The sequence below is a fragment of the Victivallis lenta genome, assembly GCF_009695545.1.
GTDB classification, from domain to species: domain Bacteria; phylum Verrucomicrobiota; class Lentisphaeria; order Victivallales; family Victivallaceae; genus Victivallis; species Victivallis lenta.
In genome coordinates, this window is sequence record NZ_VUNS01000016.1 from 94,890 (window position 1) to 118,483 (window position 23,594).

The window sequence follows — 23,594 nt, forward strand, 5'->3', positions numbered from 1 at the left end:
ATGGACAACCATCTGGACCAGGAACTGACGGGGGCGACCCGCCGGAACGAGCTGTTTTTCTGGCTCTTTTCGATTGTCGCGCTGTTTCTCTTTCTCGGACACAATGCGCTCTGGGCGTCGGAGGACCGCTGGGCCGAAATCGCCCGCGAAATGCTGATCACCGGGGATCTTCTGCATCCGGCGCTGAACTGGCAGGTCTATTTCGACAAGCCGCATCTGACCTACTGGCTGATTCTGCCCTTCGCGATCGTGCGCGGCGGGTTCGACGAGTTCATCGTGCGGATTCCGAGCGCTCTGGCCGGGCTGGCCGGGCTCTGGGGGACGCTCATGCTGTCGAAAAAGCTGTTCGACCGCCGGACTGCGCTGCTGGCCGGCTGGATGCTGCTGACCTGTTACGGCTTCCTGTTCTGGGCGCGTACGGCGGCGGCGGACACGGCCAATCTCGCGGCGATCATCCTCGCCGTGGCGTACTTCTATCAGGTGGAGGAGAAGGCGACCTTCCACCGCTATCTGATCTTCTATCTGATCTGTTTCCTCGGCGCGCTGGCCAAGGGACTGCCGGCGCTGGTCATGCCGTTCGTGGTCATTGCGCCTCATCTGCTGGCCGAAAAACGGTGGCTGAAGCATTTGAGAGTGTCGAACTTCCTGGCGTTTTTTCTGGCGGCGGGACTCTATTTCCTGCCGTTCTACCTCGCGTCGATCCTGCCGATGGAGCCGCCGCTGCGCGCCCAGGGGAACGAATTGAGCGGGCTTGAGCTGGTCTGGCGCGAAAACATCGTTCGTGTCTTCAACGCGTTCGATCACAAGGATCCGTTTTACAGCTACTTTTACAACCTGCCGCGCACGCTGCTGCCGTGGGTGCTCGTGATCGGCGTCTCGATCGCCGGCATGGTGCGGAACTGGAAGAAGCTCCCTCCGCCGGTCCGCGAGCTCATGATCGGCACGCTTGCGATGTTCGTGCTGTTCTGCTGCTCGACATCGCGCCGCTGGTACTACATCCTGCCGGTCATGCCGTTCTGCGCGGTGCTGGCGGCAGCCGGACTCTGCCGCGGCCTGAGCGTGGAGAAGTGGGACCGGCCGGTGCTGCTTCTGATGCGGCTGCTGGTCATCATCGGCTCCTCGCTCGGCGTCGCGAGCCTGGTCGGGATTCCGCTCTGGAACCATTTCTTCAAGTTCTCTCCGCCGCTGCTGGCGGTGATCGCTTTGCCGGCGGCCGGATTGCTGGCGCTCGGCGCGATTCTGATCGACAACCAGCCGGAGAGTCCGGTCGAACGGTGGACCGGGCTGCCGCGCCGCATGGGCTCGATGGTGCTCGGCTGCGCGATTCTGGTCGTCTGCGTATTCGACTGCGTGATTCCGTCGCTGACCCGGTATCGGACGGAGAAACAGCTGTACGACGCAATCCTCGCCGCGGATCTCGGGCTGTCGCCGGAACGGATCTTCATCTGGCGGGACGACGCGCCGTCGAAGCTGCTGTTCTATCTGGATTTGCAGCGCCCGGTCACGGACAGCCCGGATTTCATCTGGCGCCGCGCCTTCACCGAGGAACAGATCCGGGCCATGACGCCGGAGCAGCGGCGCGCCGAACAGCAGAAGCGCAATCTGGCCGATCTGCGGCAGTTCCTCGAACGGAACGCGGGTCATCAGGTCGCGATCTTCTCCTTCGACCGGGAATCGGATCTGAAGCCGCTGGCCCGGGCCGCGGCCGAGCTGGGGCTGCCGATCGATGTGGAGAAGCCCGATTTTTCGGAACGCCGGTTCGACGTGATGGAAAGCAAATCCCGCAGGCGTTCGGTTTGGACGCCGCGCCTGCCTCAAACCTTCGAGGAAAAGCATGAAGAAGTCAAATAAAATCGAATTCGTTTCGGTGGTTGTTCCCGTTTACAACGAAGAAGGGTGCCTGCAGGAGCTGATCGACCGTACGCTTGCGGCTCTGGACGGCTGCAACCGCCGGTTCGAATTCATCATGGTCGACGACGGGAGCCGCGACAACTCCGCCGAAATCATGAAGGAGGCGAGCAGAAAGCGGCCCGGCGAAGTCATCAGCTGCATCCTGAACCGGAATTACGGGCAGCACTCCGCGATCATGGCGGGTTTTTCGCAGGTCCGCGGCGACCTGGTCATCACGCTCGACGCCGATCTGCAGAATCCGCCGGAGGAGATTCCGAACCTGATTGCGGCGGCCGAAGAGGGCAACGACGTGGTCGGCACCATCCGGCAGAACCGGAAGGACACGTTCTTCCGCCGGTTCGCCTCGAAGATCGTGAACAAAGTGGCTCAGAAGGCGACCGGGGTCAAGATGCGGGATTACGGCTGCATGCTGCGCGCCTACCGGCGGCACATCGTCGACGCGATGCTGCAGTGCAACGAACGGAGCACCTTCATCCCGGTGCTCGGGAACAGCTTTGCGCGCAACACCTGCGAAATCCCGGTGCGGCACAACGAGCGGGCGGTCGGAGATTCGAAATATTCGCTCTGGAAGCTCATCAATTTGCAGTTCAACCTGCTGACCTGCATGACTACGATGCCGCTGCGCATTCTGACCTACTTCGGGCTGTTCGCGGCATTCTGCGGTTACCTGCTCAGCGTCTACATCGTGGTCCGCCGCTTTCTGTGGGACGACGGCGACAGCTGGGGCCAGGGCGGTGTGTTCACGCTGTTTGCCGTGATGTTCATCTTCACCGGAATCCAGATGATCGGCATCGGGATGATCGGCGAATACATCGGCCGGATCTACAACGACGTCCGCGCGCGCCCGCGTTACTTCATTGAGGAAGTTTTCGGTCGCGGCGAAGAAAAATAAGGGGCGGCGGAAACCGCATCCGGAGCGGGAAAACGCCGGGATGCCGCCGGGTGCCGCCTGCGCTCCGTCCTGCTCCGGCGCCGCCGGCTCTGCACGGAGCGGTTCCGTACGGCTTTTTCCCGGCCCGGGGTTGACAGGGTCCGGTTCGGATGCTATATTACATCTCTGGTTTGTGTACGGACTTAATTAACATACAGCAGTGTTCGAAGCAGTGGTAAAACCGGAGTTAAAATCTTGAGCGGCCGGCTCTCTGGCGAAAGAGACGTGTTGTGCGTTTCTTTCGCTGATTTGTATACGGCACCGGGATTTCCAGTCTGGCCGGCGTGACAGAACGGAACACCGCGCAAATCAGAGAAGAAGGAATTTATGGCAAAGCGGGAAGACATCAAGAAGGTGCTGATCATCGGCTCGGGGCCGATCATCATCGGGCAGGCGTGCGAATTCGATTACTCCGGAACCCAGGCGTGCAAGGCGCTGCGCGGGCTCGGCTACGAGGTGGTGCTGGCCAACTCGAACCCGGCCACGATCATGACCGATCCCGGCATGGCGGATCACACCTACATCGAACCGCTGACCGTCGACAGCATCGAGAAGATCATCGCGAAGGAGCGTCCGGACGCGCTGCTGCCGAATCTCGGCGGGCAGACCGCGCTGAACCTCGCGATTTCGCTGCAGGACAACGGCATTCTCGATAAATACAATGTTCAGGTCATCGGCGTCGACCTCAATGCGATCAAGCGCGGCGAGGACCGCATCATCTTCAAGGAGACCATGAACCAGCTCGGCGTCCCGATGGCGAAGTCCGAGCCGTGCTACACGGTCGAAGAGGCCGAAAAGATCGCGAACGAGCTCGGCTATCCGGTGGTCCTGCGCCCGGCCTACACGATGGGCGGCACCGGCGGCGGCATCGTCTACAACGTCGAGGAGCTGCGCGAAGTGGTCGCCCGCGGGCTGGCTGCCTCGCTGATCAACCAGGTGCTGGTCGAAGAGTGCGCGCTCGGCTGGGAAGAGCTTGAGCTCGAAGTCGTCCGTGACGCGAAAGGCGACAAGATCACCGTCTGCTTCATCGAGAACGTCGATCCGATGGGCGTGCATACCGGCGACAGCTTCTGCGTGGCGCCGATGCTGACCGTGCCGGAAGAGGTCCAGCAGCGGCTGCAGGATTACGCATACCGCATCATCGACGCGGTCGGCGTCATCGGCGGCTGCAACGTCCAGTTCGCGCACAATCGCGAAGACGGCCGCATCATCGTCATCGAAATCAATCCGCGCACTTCGCGTTCGAGCGCGCTCGCCTCGAAGGCGACCGGCTTCCCGATCGCCAGTGTTTCAACGAAGCTGGCGGCCGGAATCACGCTCGACGAGCTGCCGTACTGGCGCGACGGATCGCTGGAGAAATACACGCCGTCGGGTGATTACGTCGTCGTGAAGTTTGCGCGCTGGGCGTTCGAGAAGTTCCCGCAGGCCCAGGACCGGCTCGGCACGCAGATGAAGGCGGTCGGCGAAGTCATGAGCATCGGCAAAAATTTCAAGGAGGCGCTCCAGAAAGCGATCCGTTCGCTCGAAATCGGCCGGGCCGGGCTCGGCATGGTCAAGAAAATCGAGAAACTTTCGCTCGAAGAGCTCCGGCCTCTGGTTGCCTCTCCCTCCAGCGAACGTTTTTTCCACCTCTACGAGGCGTTCAAGAAGGGGCTTACGGTCGACGAGGCGTGCGCCCTGACCCGGATCACCCGTTATTTCCTGCAGGAGATCAAGGAGCTGGCCGACTTCGAGCTGAAGCTGGCGGCCTACACCTGGATGGCACTGCCGGACGAGCTGCTCGTTCAGGCCAAGAAATTCGGCTTCTCGGACAAATATCTCGCGAAACTCTTCAGCGTTTCGGAAAAAGAGGTGCGCGAGTGCCGTCTTGAGCTCGGCTGTGCCGCCACGTTCTGCCTGGTTCCGGTCAGCGGCGTTGAGAATGCGGACTACTATTACTCGACCTACTCCGGCGCGCCGGACGAGGTCCCGGTCAGCTCGAACCGCAAGATCATGGTGCTCGGCGGCGGTCCGAACCGGATCGGCCAGGGCATCGAATTCGATTACACCTGCGTGCATGCGGCCTTTACGCTGCGCGACGAAGGGTATGAATCGGTTCTCATCAACTGCAATCCCGAGACGGTTTCGACCGACTACGACACGAGCGACAAGCTTTATTTCGAACCGCTGACCACCGAGGACGTGCTTGCGATTTACGCGAAAGAGAAGCCGGAGGGCGTCATTGTCCAGTTCGGCGGCCAGACGCCGCTCAACATCGCGCAGGAGCTGAAAGACGCCGGCGTGAAGATCATCGGTACGCAGCCGGAGGGAATCCGGCTGGCCGAAGACCGCGAATATTTCCGCGAGCGCATGATCGCGCTCGGCATCAAGCAGCCGCAGAGCGGCATCGCCCGTTCGCTCGAAGAGGCGATCCGGCTCGGGCGCGAGATCGGCTACCCGGTCATGGTTCGTCCCTCCTTTGTGCTCGGCGGCCGCGGCATGGCGGTCATCTATGACGAAGAGACGCTGACCCGCTACGCGATCGAGGCGATTCAGGTCAGCCCCGAATACCCGATGCTGATCGACCGCTTCCTCGACAACGCGATCGAGTGCGAGGTCGATGCGATTTCGGACGGGGATGCGACTTATGTCGCATCGGTCATGGAGCACATTGAGCTGGCCGGCATCCACTCGGGCGACTCGGCCTGTTCGATTCCGCCGGTGACGCTGCCGAAGAAGCACCTCGACACGATTGAGCAACAGGCGGCGGCGATTGCGAAGGATTTCCGTGTGAAGGGCATCCTGAATGTCCAGTTCGCGGTCTGCGAGGATCAGGTCTGGATCATCGAAGCGAATCCGCGCGCCTCGCGCACGGTTCCGATCGTTTCGAAGGTGACCGGGGTTCCGCTGGCCCGCATCGCGACCTGCCTCATGCTCGGGCACAAGCTTGCCGAGTTCGCCGATGTGCTCAAGCCGCACCCGCAGAGTTATTTCGGCGTCAAGGAGGCGGTGTTCCCGTTCAATATGTTCCCGGAAGTCGACCCGGTGCTCGGTCCCGAAATGCGGGCCACCGGCGAGGTGATGGGGCTGGCGACGAGTTTCGGCATGGCGTACTTCAAGTCGCAGCAGGCGGCCGGTTCGAAGCTGCCGCTCGACGGGACGGTGCTGGTCTCCGTTTCGGAGCGTGAACGGCAGTATCTGCTGCCGATCATCGAGACGCTCCGCGACCTCGGCTTCAAGTTCGTCGCGACGGAGGGAACCGCGAAGTTCCTGACCGCGAACGGTATCGAAACCGCCGAGGTGCACAAGCTCAACGAAGGGCGGCCGAATGTGGCCGACCTGATCAAGAACCGGCAGATCACGCTGATCATCAACACGCCGATCGGCCGTCTCTCGAAGATCGACGACAGCTATATCCGCATGAAGGCGATCCAGTACAAGATTCCGTACATGACCACGATTGCGGCCGCGAGGGCGACCGCCGCGGGCATCAAGGAGGCGAAGCACGGCGAGTCGCCGCTGAAGTCGCTGCAGGAATATCAGGCCGGCCGGTAAGGCCGCCGGCCGCATGGGAGAGGAACGTTTGTATCGATGACTGCGGGAATTATCATCTTTCTGGTGATTCTGCTGCTGCCGGTCACGCTGACGGCGGTGCATTATTTCCGCCGCACGATCGAACTCGGCCGGGCGCTGGACCGTGCGAACGAGCGGCGCCGCGAGATCACAAACTTCCTCTCGCGCTTTTCGACCGGGCTCCAGGAGGAGGACGGCGTGGAGGGCGCGATGCACGCCGCCGCCCGCCACGTCGCGGAACAGACCGACGCGGAGTCGGTGGCGATCTACGAGGTTTCCGGCAATGAGCTGCGGGTGACCGGAGTCTGCGGGACGTATCCGCTGATCCACAGTTCGAACCAGCTGCTTTTCTCCCGCCATCATCATCTGTTCGAGGCGTTGCGCCGCGAGGAGGTTCCGATCGGCAAGGGGTTCCTCGGCGGCATGGCGACGACGCGGCAGGCGGAGCTTGTGCCGGATGCGGCGGCGGACCCGCGTTTCGTCGAATATCCGGATTTTGCGAATTTCGGCAGCATCATGGCGATTCCGCTCCTGCGGGAGGGGATGTTGGTCGGGGTCGTCTGTGCGGCGACGAACCGTCTGCGCCCCGGCAGTCCGTTCTCCGAAGCACAGTTCGAGCGGCTGCGGCTGCTTTCGGGCCAGGTGCAGATGGTGCAGAATCTGGTCAAGGTTTACAGCGAAATCAGCAAGCGGGAGCGGATCGACCAGGAGCTCGAATTCGCGCGCCATCTCCAGCAGTCGCTGCTGCCGCAGGCGTTCCCGGCCTGGGATCAGTTTTCGGTCAACGCCCATACGCGTTCGGCCAAGGAGGTCAACGGCGATTTCTACGATTTTGTGGAGATTGATGAGGATCGGCTGCTGGTCATCATCGGCGATGCGTGCGGCAAGGGGATTCCGGCCTGCATGCTGACAGCCATGACGCGCAGCTATGCGCGCTGTCTCGCCGCCGGAAGCTTCACGACGCTCGGGGAGTTCCTGCGGCAGATCAACGACAAGCTCTTCCGCGACACCGATGCGGACCGGTTCATCACGCTCGGCTGCTGTCTGCTGGATAAGCGGAATTCGCTGCTGGAGTTCGGCCGGGCCGGGCATACGGACCTGGTGAGCTACGTTCACGACCATATCCGGACGTTTTCGCCGGCCGGCTCGGCGCTCGGGATCCTGCCGGACGAATTTGCGAATTTCGACACGATCTGCCTGGCGATCGAACCGGGAACTTCGGTGATCATGTATTCGGACGGCCTGACGGAGGCTTTGAACAAGGAGCAGGAGGAGTTCGGAATCACCCGGCTTTCGGAGGTGTTCAAGGATTCGTGCGAGCTCGGCGGTTCGCCGCAGGCCGTGATCGACCGCGTGATGGAGGCGGTGATCAACTACGAGGTCGAACAGAACGACGACCAGACCATCGTGCTCATCCGCCACACCGGCAAGGCGTAAGGCCGCTCTGAACCCGCAGCCGTCCGTAAACTGCATGTTCAATTATTCCTTTCATGCTGCACGCATTGCAGATGGAGCCGCCTCGCCATTTTCTCCGGAAAAATCCCGTTTCCGGATTGACACCGGTCCGGATGCGCTGTTATATTCCGTATTGTCGTGATGTTCTGCATGCACATGGAGGGTGGGTGATATGCGAAACGTGTTCTTCTCGTTTGTCGCGTTGTGTCTGCTGGCCGGCCGCCTCTGCGCCGCCGATTCCCTGCGGGAGGGGTTCGCGAATCCTCCCCCCGAATACCGGGTCCACACCTGGTATCACTGGTCGAGCAATTTCGTGACGCCGGAAGGCATCACCGCCGATCTCGAAGCGATGAAGAAGGCCGGCATCGGCACGGTGCACCTGTTCGCGGCCGCCATGAGCCGTATGCCCTCCGGTCCGGCGATCCTGACGGAGAAGTGGCGGGAAAACGTCCGTCATTTCGCTTCCGAAGCGCGGCGGTTGGGACTGCAGGCCGGCGTGCATAACTGTCCCGGCTGGTCGTCGAGCGGCGGACCGTGGATCCGGCCGGAGGACGCGATGCAGTTCCTCGTCTCTTCCGAGGCGGAGGTCGCCGGCGGAGGAAAGCGGACCGTCACGCTGCCGCAGCCGGAGATCCGGAACGGCTACTACCGCGATGTCGCGCTGCTGGCCTTCCCGGCCGCGCCGTCTCCGGAAGTGACGAAAATTTCCGCCACATTCACGAAATTTCCGTCATTTCCCCTCAGCTTGCCGCTGAAGGAGAAGGGCAGTTCCGCCGAATTGCGTTTCGACTTTTCCGAATTGACGCCTCTTCGCTTTGCGGAACTGAAATTCGGGGAGACCCACCTCTATGTGCGCGGTGAAATCGAGCTCTCGCCGGACGGCGTGAATTTCACGAAGGCCGGAACATTCGATTTCGGCATTCACAACGACCAGCGCGGTCCGAAGTACGTCCCGTTCGGCGATCGGCCGGTCAAGGCGCGTTCGGCCCGGATTCGTTTCCGCGACCGGGTCCGGCCGGTCTGGATCGGCCCGGCCGACGTCCGGCTGGAATCGGTGCGGTTCACCGGGCAGGCGATGATTCCGCAGATCGAATTGCAAAACGCCTCCGGCTCGAGCTTCGGCTTCCGTCCTCCGGCGGCCGGATACGCCGCCGCGGCCGGGATCGCGCCGGAGTCGATCATCGACCTGACCGGAAAACTCAATGCCGCAGGACAGCTCGAATGGGAGGTCCCGCCCGGAACCTGGAAGCTGCTCCGCATCGGCCATACGCCGACCGGCAAGCGAAACGCTCCGGCCTCGCTTTCCGGGCTCGAGTGCGACAAGCTTTCGCGCCGCGGGCTCGATGCCCACTGGCCCGGCATGATGGAAAAATATCTGGCCGACACGAAGGGGTTCGATGTTCTGCGCTACGGCATCATCGACAGCTACGAGGTCGGCGGCCAGAACTGGACGGACGGCCTTGACCGCGAGTTCGAAACGCGCCGCGGCTACCCGTTGAAGCCATACCTGCCGGCCGTACTCGGTTATGCGGTCGGCACACCGGAAGAGTCGGCGCGTTTTCTCTACGATTTCCAGAAGACGGTCGCCGAACTTTTTGCGGAAAACTACTTCGGCCGCTTCACGGAGCTCTGCCGCAGAAGCGGTCTTCTGAGCTGCCTCGAACCGTATGGCGGGCCGTTCGAATCGATGCAGAGCGGCAAAAGCGCGGATCTGCCGGCCGGGGAGTTCTGGATCGGCGGCGCGCCGCCCGACAAGCTCGCCGCTTCCATCGGCCGGGTTTACGGCAAAAAGACGATCGGAGCCGAAGCGTTCACGACCGATGCGCTGCCGGGGCGCTGGCTGCAGGACCCGTATCAGCTCAAGGAGTACGGGGACCGCGCCTGGTGCCGCGGAATCAATCTTTTCATGCTGCACAGCTACGTCCACCAGCCGTGGCTCCATGTGCGTCCCGGCGTTACGCTCGGACGTCACGGCGCGCACTTCAACCGGAACAACACCTGGTTCCGCGAGGCCGGCGCGTGGCTCGACTACGTGCGCCGCGGCCAGTACCTGCTGCAGTCCGGGCAGGCCGTCGCCGATGTGCTGGTCCTGTCGGGCGAATCCGTTCCGAACCGCTTTCCGGCCGAAAACGGTCTCGACGGATACGATTTCGATTACTGCGACGTCGAAACCCTGCTTTCGCGGCTGACGGTGCGCGACGGCCGGATCTTTCTCCCGGACGGCCGCAGCTACGCGCTGTTCTCCCTCGGCACGGACCGTTATCTGTCGCGGGCCGTGCTCCGGCGCGTCCGGGAGCTGCTCGAAGCGGGGGCTGTTGTCGCCGGAGTCGCGCCGCTCGGTTCGCCGACGCTGGCGGATCGGGGGAGCGAAGCGGAGTATCGCAGGCTCGTCGCCGACCTCTGGGAAAGCGGCCGTTATGAAGACCGGCTGATTCCGGCCGGAAAGGTGGCCGATGCGGTGCGGGCGCTGAAGCTGGCGCCGGATTTCGCAGGCCCGGTCGAATTCGGATTCCAGCACCGGAAGATCGGGGAGCGCGACATTTATCTGGTCAGCAGCGGTTCCGACCGGAGCTTTTGCGGCACGGTCAGTTTCCGTGTGACCGGAGTCGCCCCGGAGTTGTGGGACCCCGCCACCGGGGAGACGGTTCCGGCCCCGGTCTGGGAGACGCAGGGAGGCCGTACCGCTGTCCAGCTTCGGCTGCCGCCGAAAGGATCGATTTTTGTCGTTTTCTCCCCGGAAGCCGGAACGAAAAAACACCTGCTGCCGCCGGCAGCGCCGGTTCCGGCCCGGCTCGAAGTCGTTGAAGCGCTCTACCGCGAGCGCGATGCAGCGGCGGGCGGCGCGGAGGTGACCGATGCCGTGCGGCGTCTCATCGACGATTCCGGCCTCCACTTTCCGGTCAATACCAAATCGTTCGGCATCGCGGACCCGGCGCCCGGCAGATACAAGGTGCTGCTGCTGAAATTCCGGGGCGGCGACGGCGTGCTTCACGAACTCAGGACGCCGGAATACGGGCGGGTGTCGCTCGACGCCGGGAAGTACGACCGTTCGGCGGCGCTTCCGATTGAGATTGTGCGGGCCGTCTACCGGCCGCGCGGCGAGGAAAACGGCAAAGACGTGACGGACGAGGTGAAAAAGCTGTTCACTCCCGCCGGACTCGACTTCATCGTCGACAATCCGACGCTCGGCGGGGATCCGGCGCCGGACCGTCCGAAGGAGCTTCTGCTCGAATATGCGTATCGGGGGGAACGCGTCACGAAGGTTTATCCGGAGTGGGCGAAGGTTTCGCTCTCCGCCGCTTTCTTCGTTCCCGGCGGCGGCGCGGAGCCGTTCATCGACCGCGACGGACGGTGTGCGGTGCTGTTCCTGCAGCCCGGTGAAGCGGAGTATCGCCTTCCCGGCGGGAAAATCTGGAAAGCGGCGTCCGGCGTTCTTCCGGAGCCGCTGGCGCTCGACCGGGAGTGGTCGCTGTCGTTTCCGCCCGGACTCGGAGCGCCGGAGCGGATCGAACTGCCCGAGCTGATTTCCTGGAGCGACCACGCCGACGACGGCGTCCGGTATTTTTCGGGAACGGCGGTCTATCACAAGCGCTTCGAACTTCCGGCCGGGGTGACCGGCGCGGGCCGGCGTCACTATCTGGAGCTCGGCGCCGTGAAGAACCTGGCCCGGGTCAGGTTGAACGGCGCCGACCTCGGGCTGCTCTGGAAGCCGCCGTTCCGGGTCGAAGTGACGGAACGGCTGAAGCCCGGGATGAACGAGCTTCAGGTCGAGGTCACCAATTTGCTTGTGAACCGGATGATCGGCGACGAACAGCTCTCCGGCAGGGACCCGGAACGCGACGGCTTTCCGGAGTGGGTTTTATCCGACCGCTCCGATTCCGGCAGCGGCCGCTACACCTGGTCGACCTGGAAGGGGTGGGCGAGAGATGACAAGCCGCTCGCGTCGGGACTCCTCGGCCCGGTCCGGCTGCTGACCGGCGCCGTGGTCCGGCAGGATTTCTGAAAGGATTCTTTTTTCGTCCCGGCAGGCCGTTGCAATTGGCGGAAGGCGCGCTATATTACATCCGGTAATATGGAACAGTAAGCGTTGACAACGAAAGAGTTTTCTACATGCCTCCCTTCTCCGGAAACAGAGCGGTCCTGCTGGAACTGGCCCTGAAGCAGACCCGTAAAATGTTCAATTCCCCCTGCGGCGGCCTGAAGCGTCCCTACCTTGATCCCGGCGCGCAATATGCCCGGAACCTGTGGGACTGGGATTCCTACTGGGCTTCCGTCGCTTTGCTCGGCATCGCGGCGGAAGTGAAGGATGACGCGTTTTCCGCCGAAGTGCTGAAACACGCGAAGGGGTCGCTGCTGACCTTCTTCGACTATCAGGCGCCCGACGGCAGCATGCCGATCCTGCTCGACGGCGAGGGCGTCGATGTATTCGAAACCCGCAATCCCGGGCAGAATATCGGCAAGCCGATCCATGCGCAGTTTGCGCTGCTGCTCGAGGAACGCGGCGCGTTCGACGATGCGGAGAAAGCCATGCTGCTGCGCGGCCTCCGCCGCCTTGCCGAATGCCGGATCAACCGCTCCCGGAGCTGTCCGACCGGGCTTTTTGTCTGGAATACCGATGCGGCGATCGGCGTGGACGACGATCCGACCGCCTGGGGGCGGCCGCCGAAGTCGAGCGCGCATATCTACCTGAACTGCCTCGTCTACGCCGATTTTCGCGCCGCGGAAACGCTGGCCGGCCGGATCGGGGATACCGAAAGCGTCCGCTTTTTCCGGCAGGAGGCGGATGCGCTCGGGGAAGCGGTCCGACGCTGCTGTTACGACCGCCGCGACGGGCTCTACTACACGGTCGACGTGCAGTGCGTCACGACCCATCCGAAATTCAGCATGTTCACGCTGAATGCGTCGCTTGACGCATTCTGGCAGGTCCTGCCGCTGAAAATCGGGGCGTGGAGCTCGTTCCTGCCGCTCTGGTGCGGTATTGCGCGGCAGGAGGAGGCCGGGCGCATGGTGCGCGAGCACCTCATGAATCCGGCCCGTTTCTGGACGCCGTGGGGCATCCGCTCCCTCGCGGCGGATGAGGTTATGTACCGCCCGGACGATTCGCGCGGCAATCCGTCGAACTGGCTCGGGCCGGTCTGGATCATCAGCTGTTACATGGTCTGGCTCGGGCTCAAGCGCTACGGCTTCGAAGCCGAGGCGTCGCAGCTGGCCGAAAACGTGGTCGGCAATCTCGCGGAGGATTGCCGCCGGAACAATGTACTGCACGAATATTACAGCGGCGAAACCGGAGAAGGGATTTCAGGGCCCGGCTTCCTGAACTGGAATCTGCTTGCGCTGCTTATGCATCCGTGAGGAAAAGGAGGGGCATCTTGAAAAACTCCTGGCTGCGATTGACCGGCGGAGTGCTGGCCTTGATTCTGTTTGCCGGCTGTGCTTCCACGCCGGAACCGGCTCCGGCCGAAGGGCCGTGGACGCCGAGCGAACTCTCTTTCGCCCTGTCCGGCAACGACCCGGTCGAGGGATTCAACCGTTCGATGTTCGCGGTGACGGATTTCGGCATGGAATATGTCGTCGATCCGCTCGGCCGGGTCTACACTTCGATCCTGCCGCGCCCGGCGATCGAGAAGTTCAACAATCTCTGCGTGAACCTGGAATTTCCCGCCCGGGCGTTCAGCTGTCTCGGCCGGGCCGAGTTCGGGGGGGCGTGGGATGAGCTCTGCCGTTTTCTGATCAACACGACCGTCGGCATCGCCGGATTGTTTGACCCGGCCGGAGCGTGGTTCGACATCTACTCGACCGAGTCGGATTTCGGGCAGATGTTCGCGGCGTGGGGAATCGGCCCGGGTTGCACGTTCATCCTGCCGTTCATGGCGTCGCTGAACGTGCGTGACGGCGTCGGCAGCATCTTCGACATGGCGTTCGACATCAAAACCTACATCCCGTACGCGGGTTACGCGACGGCGCTGAACCGGATGGTCGTGGCGCACCGCGCCTACGAAAAGGCAGTCGCCGGCAGTGCGGACCGTTACAAGACCTATCATGAGATGATGCTTCTGCGCCGCCAGCTGCAGCTGAAGATGTATTTCTACAATGCGCTGAATGCGGCGGCCGAGGCGCGCAAGGCCGGAATCCGGCCGGAGTTGCCGCCGGACCGGCCTGTCGCGCCGAAACCGGAGTGGGTGTCGGCCGGGTGGCGGACGATTCCGGGTTTCCGCCCCCAGAGCCCGGTGCTCGACACGATGCGCGTGGCGATGTTCCAGCCGCAGAATGACGACGACCCGTGGTATTTCCGGCTGTCGGTCTTCAACGGAGACTTCACGAAGAAATGCGATGTGCGGGAGATCCGGTTCGGGGAGGAGCTGCCGGCGCTGCGTTACGGCTACTGGCACGCGGAGAACGCCGCACCCGAAACGGCGGAGGAGCGCCTGCTCGCCGGCGAAAACGGCGGCCGGCCGGAGAAGCTGCTGGTTCTGCTGCCCGGCATCGGCGGCGATTACTCCGGCATGACCTCGACCGCACTGGCGGAGCTGTTTTACCGCAGCGGCTGGTCGGTCGCCGTGCTGGACAGCACCTTCACCTGGCAGTTCTACCTCGCCACCGGCGGCGTACTGCCGGGATTTCTGCCGCAGGACGGAGAAAACGTGCGCCGTGCGATCACCCTCGTGCTCGACGATCTCAAGCAGGAGAAACTGTTCAACCCGTTCCGGAGCCGGATCACCTTGATGGGGTACTCGTTCGGCGCGATGCACACGCTGAAGGTGGCGGAGCTGGAACAGCAGTCGAACCGGCTCTGCATCGACCGTTATGTGGCGATCAATCCGCCGGTCGATCTGCGTTATGCGATGAAGCAGGCTGATGCGCTGGCCGGAACCGGCCGCGACTGGGATGCGGACAAGGCCGTTGCGACGGTGATCGAAATCGCCGGCAAGGCGATGGGGGCGATGCAGAACCGTTATCCGTCCTACGATCCGGAGAATCCCGGCGAAGAGCCGTTCAACTACGGCGTCCCGCTCTCGCAGGAGGAGGCGGATTATCTGGCGGCGCTTTATTTCAAGACTTCCATGCGCGGGCTCCTGTTCACGGCGCACCGCGAAAAGGGGCTGCCGGCGCTTTCGACGGAGTACCGCTGGGGCAGGCGCACCGAGCTCTACCGTGAAATCGACCGGGTCGGCTTCGAAGAGTATGCCGAAAAATTCATCTCCCCGGAACTTGCGCCGCTGACGCTGGAAGAGCTTTATGCGCAGTCGAATCTGCGGGCTTTCGGCGATTCGCTGGCGGCGAATCCGAAGGTGCGCGTCGTGCACAGCGCGGATGACTTCCTGCTCTCCGGGGAGGATCGCCGTTTCCTGGACCGGACGTTCGGCGGGCGGCTGGTCTGGTTCGACTGCGGCGGACACCTCGGCAATCTGTATGTGAAAAGCGTCCAGCAGACGCTTCTTGATCTGGCCGAAACGAACAACGAACCTGTCATTACGGAAAGTGTATGCAAATGAAAACCGGAATTCTGATTGGAATCGCCGCGGCGGCGCTGAGCCTCTTCTGCGGCTGCGCCCCGACCATGACCGTCAACGGGCAGACCTATACGATCCTCACGCAGAGCGAGGAGCAGGAGCTTGTGACCCAGGCGCGCCGCCTGCTCGGCAGACCCGGCAAAGCGCTGAACAAAGAGGAGGTCCGGTTCGTCCAGAAGACCGACCCGGAGGTGAAGATCGAGTATCAGGGGGACCGTACCGGCGAAGCGCAGATCATCTGGAGGACTCCCGAAAAAATCATCACGATGCACTTCGGCGGCGAATTTCTCACCGAAAGAATGGGCTGGACGTTCGAGACCGAAAAGCCCATGCCGGAAGTGCTGAAATTCATCCCGCAGGCGCAATGAGCAGGCGGGACCGGAACCGGCAGCGGCTGCGGTTGTTGGCCTGCGGCATCGGAGCGGCGCTTCTGGCCGGCTGTGCCGCCGCGCCGCCGGAACCTTCGCCGTCCGCTGCGGCTGCGCCTCCCGCGGCCGCTGCGGTTTTCGATCTCGGCGCCGCGCTGGAACTCTCCGCCCGGCAGCAGCTTGATGTTGAAACGGTCGAATCGCTGCGGCTGATCGCCGTGGAGCATGTCGACAACACGATGCTGCTGCGGCTGCCCGGAATCGCGGAGGAGTTTCGCGCCGGGGCGGATTATCCGGCTGACCGGCTGCCGGAGCTGCTCGACGGGGCGATCGCCTACAACCATATCCTCTCGGCGCCGCCCGGCAGTGATCTGGTCGAAGAGCGTCGTCCGCGCGTTGCGCAGCTGCTGGCATTCGCCGGAGCGGCGAACTGGTCGAAGCTGGCCGCCGTCCGCGAAAAAATCGCGTTGTCGGGCGGCATCGGCACGCCGGAGCTGCGCCAGGAGGAGGCGGATCTGCTGCTCGAGCTGCGGATTGCCACCGGGCTTGACACGGAAGCGCTCGAACAATTCTCCTTCGGCAGCCTTGCGGAGCCGCGGCTTCTGGTTTTCGACCTGGCCGGATTGCAGCGTTATGCGGCCCGCAGCCGGAGCGAGTCGACGCTGTCGGGATTCCCGGCGGAGCTGCCTGGAAAAGTTCGTGCCGGAATCGGTTCGGAGCGGGCGGAGATTCCGCTGCTGGCCGAATTGCTTTACCGCCTGCCGCGCCGGCTGGCTGAAGTGCAGCTGGCTTCGCCGAACCGCGACTGCCGCGAGCTGGCCGCCCTCGGTTCGGCGGTCGGAATCGCGTTCGAAATCGAGCTGTCGCTGAACCGCCTGCGGAAAGCATGGGATGAGTTCGAGCAGGCGAAACGGAAATCCGAGCTCACTCCGGATGCCGTCGAACTGAAGATGAAGCTGGCCGACACGCGGAAGGAGTGGCGGCTCGCCTACTACCGGCTGCTGACCGACCTCGGCTGCTCCGATCTGACTGTGCCGTTCGCTGCAAACGGCGGCAGCGGCGGAGATGAGCTTTCTCCGGAAAAAAGCCGGGAACTGCTCCGGCTGCTGCTGCCGGAGTGACTGCCGCAGGCGATGCTCCGGCCTGCCGCTTGCTGACCCTGGCGGAGCCGGAGAGCTCCAGTTTCACTTCCGGTTCGCCCGAATAGAGAATCCGGGAGGCGCCGCTCGCCTGAACGTCGAGAAGTTTCTCCGCCTCAAGCTGCACCGAACTTGAGCCGCTCAGGCGCAATTCCGCCGTCCGGCATTTCCCGATGGTCGCGGTGCAGCTGCCGCTCTGCTTCAGAACGAGCGTGCCGCAACTGCCGCCGAGTGCCAGTTTCGAACTGCCGGAAAGCCTGAAATCGGCTGTTTCGAGTTTGCCGTCAAGCGTGAAATCGGTCGAGCCGCTCGCCCGGACCTGAAGCCGGTCGGCATCGAGCGACGGAATCCGCACTTTCGAGCCGCCGGAGAGCCGCCACTCGGTTGCTGTTGTGACCTTTCCGCCGACCTCGACCGCGGAAGAGCCGGAAAACGCCAGTTTTTCCGGCATCTGCCGGAGCGACAGCCGAAGCTCCGGCCGCCTGCTCGGACGGATGGAGGCATTCACCCGCACGGTCAGAAGGCCGGCGCTGTTTTCCGCCGAGATCTCCGACTGCAGGTTTTCGTCGATGACGACGACGCACTGCTCCTGTTCCGCATCCGGCAGAATGGTGACCAGCCACTCTCCGCCGACCTTCAGCTGCGAAACGCTGCCGGGATCGACGTCCCTTTCCGTGATGACTCCATTGCCGACGACGGCGGGGGCGCCGCAGCCGCTGATGACTGACCAGGAAACCGTTCCGAGAAACGCGAAGAATCCGGCCGTTTTTTTCATGATGCCCATCCCTTTTTGAGAGCAGTGATGACTGGAACTGGTGTATAATATACTTTGCCGAAGAAAAATACAATATGAAAAAGGGATTTTCCGCGATAAATGCCTCCGGCAGCGGCGGGAACGCTGCCGGCGGCGTTTACTCCTGCCCGGTGATCTCAATGAACGGCGACGGCCCTCCGGCAAAGTTCCCGGTGTCGAATTCGAGAAGCAGTTTCCCATCTTCCGTGCGGCGGATGGGAAGCCGCTCCCTGCGCTCCCCGTTGAACCCGAGAACGTAGGCGGCGGGATTGCGCAATGCACGGTTCCGGACGGCGATCTTCGCCCGGCCGGTCCGGATCAGCACCGGCAGTTCGCCGACCTCTTCGATCACAGTCCGGTCCGGCGACGTGAAACGCATGCTGCTGTTGAGCGCATCGGTCGAATAGACGATGAGGAGGTGCGAGCTCTCTCCCAGCGGTTTTGCCGCATCGAGAGACGCCGCCGCCGTCATGGCCGGCACCGACGAACTCAGGACCTCAAGCTTATCCGCCCGTACCGGCAGCGTTTCCCGGACCAGCACCCCCTCCAGCCGCGGCGTGGTCAGCACAAAGCCGTTCTCCGCCGAATTCATGAGAATTTCGCCGGTGTCGCTCTCGTAGATGCGCCGGGCCATGTCGGTCCGGTTTTCCGCGGGCAGGATGCCGGTTTCGCGCATGACGGCGACGGCCTGCCGGTCCGGATTCCGGCTGTCGCGCGGAATCCGCCTGCCGCCGGGAAGGATGATTTCTTCGGCGCCGATGATGAGATCGGGCACATATTCCGCCCCGGCGGGCTGCGGCGTGCTCCCCTCGTATTTCAGCCCGATCCGGCAGAGCGGGAAGATTTTGCCGAGCACGGGGCTGAAATTCTCCGCATATCCGCGCCCGCGGTCGAACAGCTCCCGTTCAGTTACGCGAAGCTCGACCGTGTGCCGGGAAGGGGCGACGTCGCCGCGCAGGTAAGCGAGCGTGCTCACCACCTCTGAAGCGCGGCTGACCGGGTCGTTGCCGCAGTTGTTGAAGGAGACCATCGGCCGCTCCCCGAAAATCACCGACTGATGGGCGAGGGAGATGCCGCCCCACCCCTGAAGCGCCGCAAAAGCCGGAACCAGCAGTCCCTGCTCATGACGGAAACGGTTCCAGAAGGCGTGACCGTACTCCGAAACCAGATAGGGACGGTCGAGGAAGCGGGCGACCGCCAGCGCCCGGATGAAATACGCCTCCTTCCCGACCGCGCTGATCTGCTCGATCGTCGATCCTCTGCGGACCCATTGATTCGGATGCGCCCAGTAGCAGTGATTCGAAACGACGGGCATCATGCCGCGCAGCGGCGTCATATACTGGTACTGCTGCCAGTCCCAGTGCGTCGTCAGTCCCCTGTAGCCGGACTCCGCGACCACGCTTTGCAGGAATCCGGTGGTCTCCTGCTGGACTTCGAGGAAAAAGCGGGCCATATCGCGCCCCATCTCTCCCCGGACGAAGTTTGGGCCGGTCAGCGGAGGCAGCGTGCCGAAGCCGGCGTCGGCCGGCAGTTCGACATCCTTCCAGGCCGCGCGCAGATTCTGCATCGTGCCGTAGCGCTTTTTCAGGTACGCCTGCCAGCCGGGGCCGAGGATTTCGTTGACCGGCCCGGTCGTATCGGCCGACAGGCGCGAGGCGTGGATGTTGATCGACTGTTCGTTGAACAGCACGAGGCAGGCGACCATCGGGTCCCCGGCCAGGGAGAGCCCGGTGTACGGATTCTCCGTCGTCAGCAGCTTCAGCACTCCGGCCCGGTAATTCGCGCGGAACGCCGGGTCGACCATGAGCCGCAGCGGGAACTCGTACGGCCGGAACGCCGTATTCCACGGATAGGAGTCGGTGTACCCGGTGTTGTGGGTGCCGAGATCGAGCAGCACGTAAATGCCGCGCTCCTTGAGGCAGGAGAGGAAGTAATGAATCCGGTCGAACCGTTCCGCGTCGAACGGGATTGTCGCCGGATCGTCGAAAAGCGTGCCTTCGCGCTTTCGTTCGATCTTGCCCATTCCCATCAGGTAGCCGTCGAGAAAATGCAGCCGGACCATATTGTAGCCGTGCCGCCGGATCACGTCGGCATAGAGCGCAAGATCTTTTTTATCTTTCAGCTGGCTTTCGCGCATCGAAATGTCGGGCAGGATGTTGAAGCTCAGGAAACGGACGTTCCGCTCCGGCTCCCGCTCGAATGCGAAGCCGCCGGAGGCGGAGGCGATCACGCGCCCGGAGCTTCCGGCCGGAGCGCGCGGAACCAGGCCGGAGAAATCGAGCGCGCTGCCTTCGCGGATCACGAGGTCCGAAAGGTCGGCGGCCTTCCACTCTTCGCCGGGAAGGATGCGGACCTCTCCGGCCGGAAGCAGGGCGGCGGTTAGGAACAGAACGGCAAGAAATGGTCTCATGCGTCATCCTCCCGGATTGCGTCAACGCGGTGTTTTTTTCGTTTTTTCTCCATTCCGGGCCCGGTCGTAAATGACGTTTTCCACATAGAAGAAGGCCGAATAATGAAGTTTGTCGTAATTGAAGCGCAGAATCACCTCTTCGATCTGCGGCCAATGCTGTTCGATCAGTTCCGGCTGTTCCGAGAGCACGATGATGTATCCCGCGCAGATGGCGGGCTTCAGCGACGCCTTTTCGACGGCGATCGCGGGGCAGGCCCTGTCCCAGACTCCGATCTGTTCAAGCGCGAGCGTCTGGGCGTCGCGCTCGTTCTTCTGTTCGCGCCAGGGGGGCATCATCCTGTGCCAGTCCGGCGTGAAGGCGTAGGTTGCCGCCGTATCGTATTTGCGGTGAAGCGACAGCAGCGGAACGGCTTTTTCGGCGTTGGTCCGGAGACTTTTGCGGTAGAGTTCCCGGAGCGCCGGGTCGGTTTCGAGCCGGTACAGCTCGCGCACCGCGTACTGGGCATTCGAATTGAACCAGGCCGACCAGGGGGCGAGGTCGTCCATCCCGGCTGCGATGCGGTCCCGGCGGCGGACGCCTTTGCGGTCGGGTTCGTTCAAATAGCGGTAATGCAGTTCTTTCCAGTGTTCGTCCTTCGTAACTTCGTACATGATCCGCGTCACTGAGGAGAGGTGGACCGCCGAGCAGAAATTTTCCCCGAGCCACCAGCCGCGGGTGAAATCCGGCATATCGCCCGGAATGAGCCAGTTGATCTTCTCGAGTTCCCCGGCGAGACGGGCCATCCGGCCGGCGCATTCGGCCCGTTCGGCATCGGTCGGGATGTCGGTGTTCCAGTAGCTCCACAGCCCGAGGAACCACGGGAACACCTGATCGTTGGAGGAGGCCGCGTAGTGACACTCGCCGTCCGTCCCGATGCCGCGCGCGATGAAGCCCGGGGTTTTCCCGACATCCTGAAGCCTGTAAAGTCCGCCTGCCAGCCGTTTCACCTTTTCCCGGTTCTCCGCCGTGGGATTCTGCCGGTAGCGGTCGGCGGCCGCAATCAGGTACATGCCGGTGAAGAAGCCGCCGTTCTCGACGGGCGTCCACCAGCCGAGGCCGTTCGGGATGTGTCTGCGGCACTCCTCGGGAGTCGGCAGCACGACTTCGCCCGCCGGACCGGCGTAATCGTAGAGCACCGAATCGGGACTCATGAAGCGGCTCCACAGATTCCGGTTGACGCTTTCGGCGGCGGCCGGCAGACCGGCATCTCCGGCCGAAAGGTTCCACAGAAGCAGGGCGGGAACGAGCAAAGACGGAAGCTTGAACATGAATGATCTCTCCGGGGTTACGGGTAATAATAGTAGCCGTCGTGACGGATCCAGCAGTTCCAGGCGGCTTTGGACGGATAACTGTACGAGGTCCACGGCCCGGCGACCGCGCTGCCCTGCGTATTCATCAGCCACGATGCGCCGGACTCTCCGACCACGGGGCTCCGCTGCGAGACGACGTGACCGTCGACAAATACGGCGTTGACTTCGGTGTATCCCTTGTGGGCCGGCCAGATGCACGGGTCGCTGGTCTGGTAATTCGCCGCGATCCGGTAGTTGCCGAGCGGTTCGAGCCCGGGATCGGAAAAACGGTTTTCGCGCGCCCCCTCCGCGGCCATGATCGTCCGGGAGGCCCGCGGGAACTTGCTGCTTTTCACGCCGCCGACATACTGGTGATTGATGCCGTAGTCCGGGTGCTGCCAGCCGGCGTCGCTCGCTTGCGCCAGCTGGTTCTGCCAGCTGGCCGGCTTCGTCCACCAGTCGTTGTAGAACGTGCTGCCGTTGCCCGGAATCCGTTTCCGGCTCGGACAGATCATCGCCTTGTAGGGCAGGTAGCCGCCGCGCACCACGACGCCGGACCAGAAGAAGTTGCTGCCGTTGTAACTGGCCGGAACATAGGTGTCGTTCCAGTCCCCTGCATAGAGCTGGAGGGCGAGGCCGACCTGTTTGAGGTTGCTTTTACAGGAAGTTCCGCGGGCGTTTTCCCGCGCCTGGTTCAACGCCGGAAGCAGCATGGAGGCGAGAATGGCGATGATTGCGATGACGACCAGGAGCTCGATCAAAGTGAAGCTTCTTCTCATTTTCTTCTCCCTGTACAGTTGCAGTTGGCGACAATACCGCTAAAAAAAACGTTCCCGTAATCTCCTCTCGCAGCCGGTCCGGCTTTTGAATTCCGGTACGGTGACGAACTCCTCCTCTATGATGTTGCTCTGTTCCGGCGTGTTCTCCGGACGGTCGATCTGTTCAAGCAGAACCTCGACCGCCGTTGAAAGAATCCGCCGGAAATGGGAAAAAATAATGCCGGCCAGCAGCGGCTCGTTCAGTTCGATGACCGGGTCGTATTCGTCGAGGAAGGTGATCAGCCGCCGCTCGCCTCGGATCAGTCTCTGCAGCCGGAACAGATTATAGGCGCCGAGGTTGATGAAGGCGCAGTCGTCACGGCCGGCGACGCGGGCCAGGAGCCCGTCGCTGTAGCTGTCGGACTGGCTGCCGGCATCGGGCGGGACCAGTTCGAAATCCACTCCGTGCTTCCGGCACGCCTCCTCGAAAGCGGTGCAGTGTCCTTCCAGAACGATCGGGGCGATGATTCCGCAGATTCGCCTTGCGCCGGAATTCCGGAGCAGAAGAACCGCCTGCTCCATCGCCCGGCGGCTGTCGGGCACGACGAAAGGCAGCCGCTCGTCCCGGCAGAGTTTGACGACCGGAAACTGTTCGCGCACGCATTGCCGGTAGACCTCCGTGTCGGGGGAGAGGGAGTCGAACTGGAAGATGATCCCGTCCACCTGCCGCTCCTTGAGGCTCAGGAACGCTTCGAGTTCCTTCGTCTTCGAGAAATGGGTCGAGGCGATCAGCAGATGGTTGCCGCGTTCAGCCGCCAGCGTCATGATTTCGGAGGCGAAGTTGGCCTGCCGGACGATTTTAAGATCCGCGACGACAAGGCCGATGCTGCTGGTCCTGCCGCGGCTGAGCGCTTTGGCGATGTAGTTCGGCCGGTAATTGCACTCCCGCGCCGCCGCCCAGATCCGGTTCCGCGTCTCTTCGGAGAGCGTCCGGGCGACGGGATGCCGGTTCAGGCACAACGACACGGTTGCCGGCGACACCCGGGCGATTCCGGCAATGGTTTTCAGAGTTGGACGCATGCGGAAATCCTGTCTAATGCGATTTAGATAGTATAATTATACCAAATCGGGACAGGAAAGGCAAGCGGAAAAGAAAAGAAAATCGAAAAAAACAGATCCTGCCGGTTTCATGCGTCGCGGGACCCGGAGAGGACGTCCTCCGCATAGGTGTTCATTTATTTTTGCAGTTTTAAATGGAAGAGGGGCGTATTATGTTCCGGGGAACGGAATATCTGCCGGTTTGAATAAAGAATCGGCAACAGAATCTGTTACAAACCTTCTGCCGCCGCGTGCAGGTTTCTTGCGTGAGGTTCTCCGGGAAAGTTCCGCAGGTTCCGCGCCTTGGAAAGCTGCCGGGCCGGAGGCTCTGAAGATCGC

Annotated in this window: 13 protein-coding genes; 8 read left to right on the plus strand and 5 right to left on the minus strand. The window is 62.7% G+C overall.

Annotated features, from left to right (window positions below):
* The 8 genes from FYJ85_RS14455 to FYJ85_RS14490 all read left to right on the plus strand — a co-directional run bounded on the left by FYJ85_RS14455 (position 1) and on the right by FYJ85_RS14490 (position 15,728).
* Positions 1-1,851 carry an ArnT family glycosyltransferase gene (locus FYJ85_RS14455; RefSeq protein ID WP_154419307.1) on the plus strand — a complete coding sequence of 617 codons (1,851 nt, stop codon included), beginning with the start codon at positions 1-3 and terminating at the stop codon, positions 1,849-1,851.
* Complete coding sequence (locus tag FYJ85_RS14460; RefSeq protein WP_106053698.1) at positions 1,835-2,803, plus strand: glycosyltransferase; 969 nt, start codon at positions 1,835-1,837, stop codon at positions 2,801-2,803. Before FYJ85_RS14455 ends, FYJ85_RS14460 begins: the two co-directional genes overlap by 17 nt.
* Positions 2,804-3,169: 366 nt before the next feature.
* Positions 3,170-6,376: a carbamoyl-phosphate synthase large subunit gene (carB, locus tag FYJ85_RS14465; RefSeq protein ID WP_154419308.1), complete on the plus strand. Its 3,207-nt coding sequence runs from the start codon at positions 3,170-3,172 to the stop codon at positions 6,374-6,376.
* A gap of 36 nt (positions 6,377-6,412) precedes the next feature.
* A complete protein-coding gene (locus FYJ85_RS14470) occupies positions 6,413-7,831 on the plus strand; it encodes a PP2C family protein-serine/threonine phosphatase (protein ID WP_106053696.1) in 1,419 nt (472 codons plus the stop codon).
* Positions 7,832-8,021: 190 nt separating this feature from the next.
* Positions 8,022-11,852, plus strand: coding sequence for a glycosyl hydrolase (locus FYJ85_RS14475; protein ID WP_154419309.1), 3,831 nt, complete (start codon positions 8,022-8,024; stop codon positions 11,850-11,852).
* A 107-nt stretch (positions 11,853-11,959) separates the two neighbouring features.
* The gene (locus FYJ85_RS14480; protein WP_106053694.1) at positions 11,960-13,201 is read left to right on the plus strand and encodes an MGH1-like glycoside hydrolase domain-containing protein; all 1,242 of its coding nucleotides are present in this window, start codon (positions 11,960-11,962) and stop codon (positions 13,199-13,201) included.
* A 17-nt stretch (positions 13,202-13,218) separates the two neighbouring features.
* Positions 13,219-15,342: an MlaA family lipoprotein gene (locus tag FYJ85_RS14485; RefSeq protein ID WP_106053693.1), complete on the plus strand. Its 2,124-nt coding sequence runs from the start codon at positions 13,219-13,221 to the stop codon at positions 15,340-15,342.
* On the plus strand, positions 15,339-15,728 hold the full coding sequence (locus FYJ85_RS14490) for a hypothetical protein (RefSeq protein ID WP_106053692.1): 390 nt from the start codon (positions 15,339-15,341) through the stop codon (positions 15,726-15,728). Before FYJ85_RS14485 ends, FYJ85_RS14490 begins: the two co-directional genes overlap by 4 nt.
* A gap of 924 nt (positions 15,729-16,652) precedes the next feature.
* On the opposite strand, the gene FYJ85_RS14495 is transcribed toward FYJ85_RS14490, so the two are convergent.
* The 5 genes from FYJ85_RS14495 to FYJ85_RS14515 all read right to left on the minus strand — a co-directional run bounded on the left by FYJ85_RS14495 (position 16,653) and on the right by FYJ85_RS14515 (position 23,237).
* Positions 16,653-17,642 carry a GIN domain-containing protein gene (locus FYJ85_RS14495; protein ID WP_206213206.1) on the minus strand — a complete coding sequence of 330 codons (990 nt, stop codon included), beginning with the start codon at positions 17,640-17,642 and terminating at the stop codon, positions 16,653-16,655.
* A 136-nt stretch (positions 17,643-17,778) separates the two neighbouring features.
* Positions 17,779-20,070, minus strand: coding sequence for a hypothetical protein (locus FYJ85_RS14500; RefSeq protein WP_154419311.1), 2,292 nt, complete (start codon positions 20,068-20,070; stop codon positions 17,779-17,781).
* Between the two features lie 21 nt (positions 20,071-20,091).
* Complete coding sequence (locus tag FYJ85_RS14505; RefSeq protein ID WP_154419312.1) at positions 20,092-21,378, minus strand: hypothetical protein; 1,287 nt, start codon at positions 21,376-21,378, stop codon at positions 20,092-20,094.
* A gap of 17 nt (positions 21,379-21,395) precedes the next feature.
* Positions 21,396-22,178 carry a type II secretion system protein gene (locus FYJ85_RS14510; protein ID WP_154419313.1) on the minus strand — a complete coding sequence of 261 codons (783 nt, stop codon included), beginning with the start codon at positions 22,176-22,178 and terminating at the stop codon, positions 21,396-21,398.
* A gap of 39 nt (positions 22,179-22,217) precedes the next feature.
* Positions 22,218-23,237 carry a LacI family DNA-binding transcriptional regulator gene (locus tag FYJ85_RS14515; RefSeq protein WP_106053688.1) on the minus strand — a complete coding sequence of 340 codons (1,020 nt, stop codon included), beginning with the start codon at positions 23,235-23,237 and terminating at the stop codon, positions 22,218-22,220.
* Positions 23,238-23,594 lie beyond the last annotated feature (357 nt).

What these genes read in the sequence shown, in the direction of transcription:
- FYJ85_RS14475 (WP_154419309.1), top strand. Translation starts at nt 8,022, where the DNA reads ATGCGAAACGTGTTCTTCTCGTTTGTCGCGTTGTGTCTGCTGGCCGGC.
- carB (WP_154419308.1), top strand. Translation starts at nt 3,170, where the DNA reads ATGGCAAAGCGGGAAGACATCAAGAAGGTGCTGATCATCGGCTCGGGG.
- FYJ85_RS14490 (WP_106053692.1), top strand. Translation starts at nt 15,339, where the DNA reads ATGAAAACCGGAATTCTGATTGGAATCGCCGCGGCGGCGCTGAGCCTC.
- FYJ85_RS14470 (WP_106053696.1), top strand. Translation starts at nt 6,413, where the DNA reads ATGACTGCGGGAATTATCATCTTTCTGGTGATTCTGCTGCTGCCGGTC.
- FYJ85_RS14495 (WP_206213206.1), bottom strand. Translation starts at nt 17,642, where the DNA reads ATGAAAAAAACGGCCGGATTCTTCGCGTTTCTCGGAACGGTTTCCTGG.
- FYJ85_RS14505 (WP_154419312.1), bottom strand. Translation starts at nt 21,378, where the DNA reads ATGTTCAAGCTTCCGTCTTTGCTCGTTCCCGCCCTGCTTCTGTGGAAC.
- FYJ85_RS14500 (WP_154419311.1), bottom strand. Translation starts at nt 20,070, where the DNA reads ATGAGACCATTTCTTGCCGTTCTGTTCCTAACCGCCGCCCTGCTTCCG.
- FYJ85_RS14455 (WP_154419307.1), top strand. Translation starts at nt 1, where the DNA reads ATGGACAACCATCTGGACCAGGAACTGACGGGGGCGACCCGCCGGAAC.
- FYJ85_RS14510 (WP_154419313.1), bottom strand. Translation starts at nt 22,178, where the DNA reads ATGAGAAGAAGCTTCACTTTGATCGAGCTCCTGGTCGTCATCGCAATC.
- FYJ85_RS14515 (WP_106053688.1), bottom strand. Translation starts at nt 23,237, where the DNA reads ATGCGTCCAACTCTGAAAACCATTGCCGGAATCGCCCGGGTGTCGCCG.
- FYJ85_RS14460 (WP_106053698.1), top strand. Translation starts at nt 1,835, where the DNA reads ATGAAGAAGTCAAATAAAATCGAATTCGTTTCGGTGGTTGTTCCCGTT.
- FYJ85_RS14480 (WP_106053694.1), top strand. Translation starts at nt 11,960, where the DNA reads ATGCCTCCCTTCTCCGGAAACAGAGCGGTCCTGCTGGAACTGGCCCTG.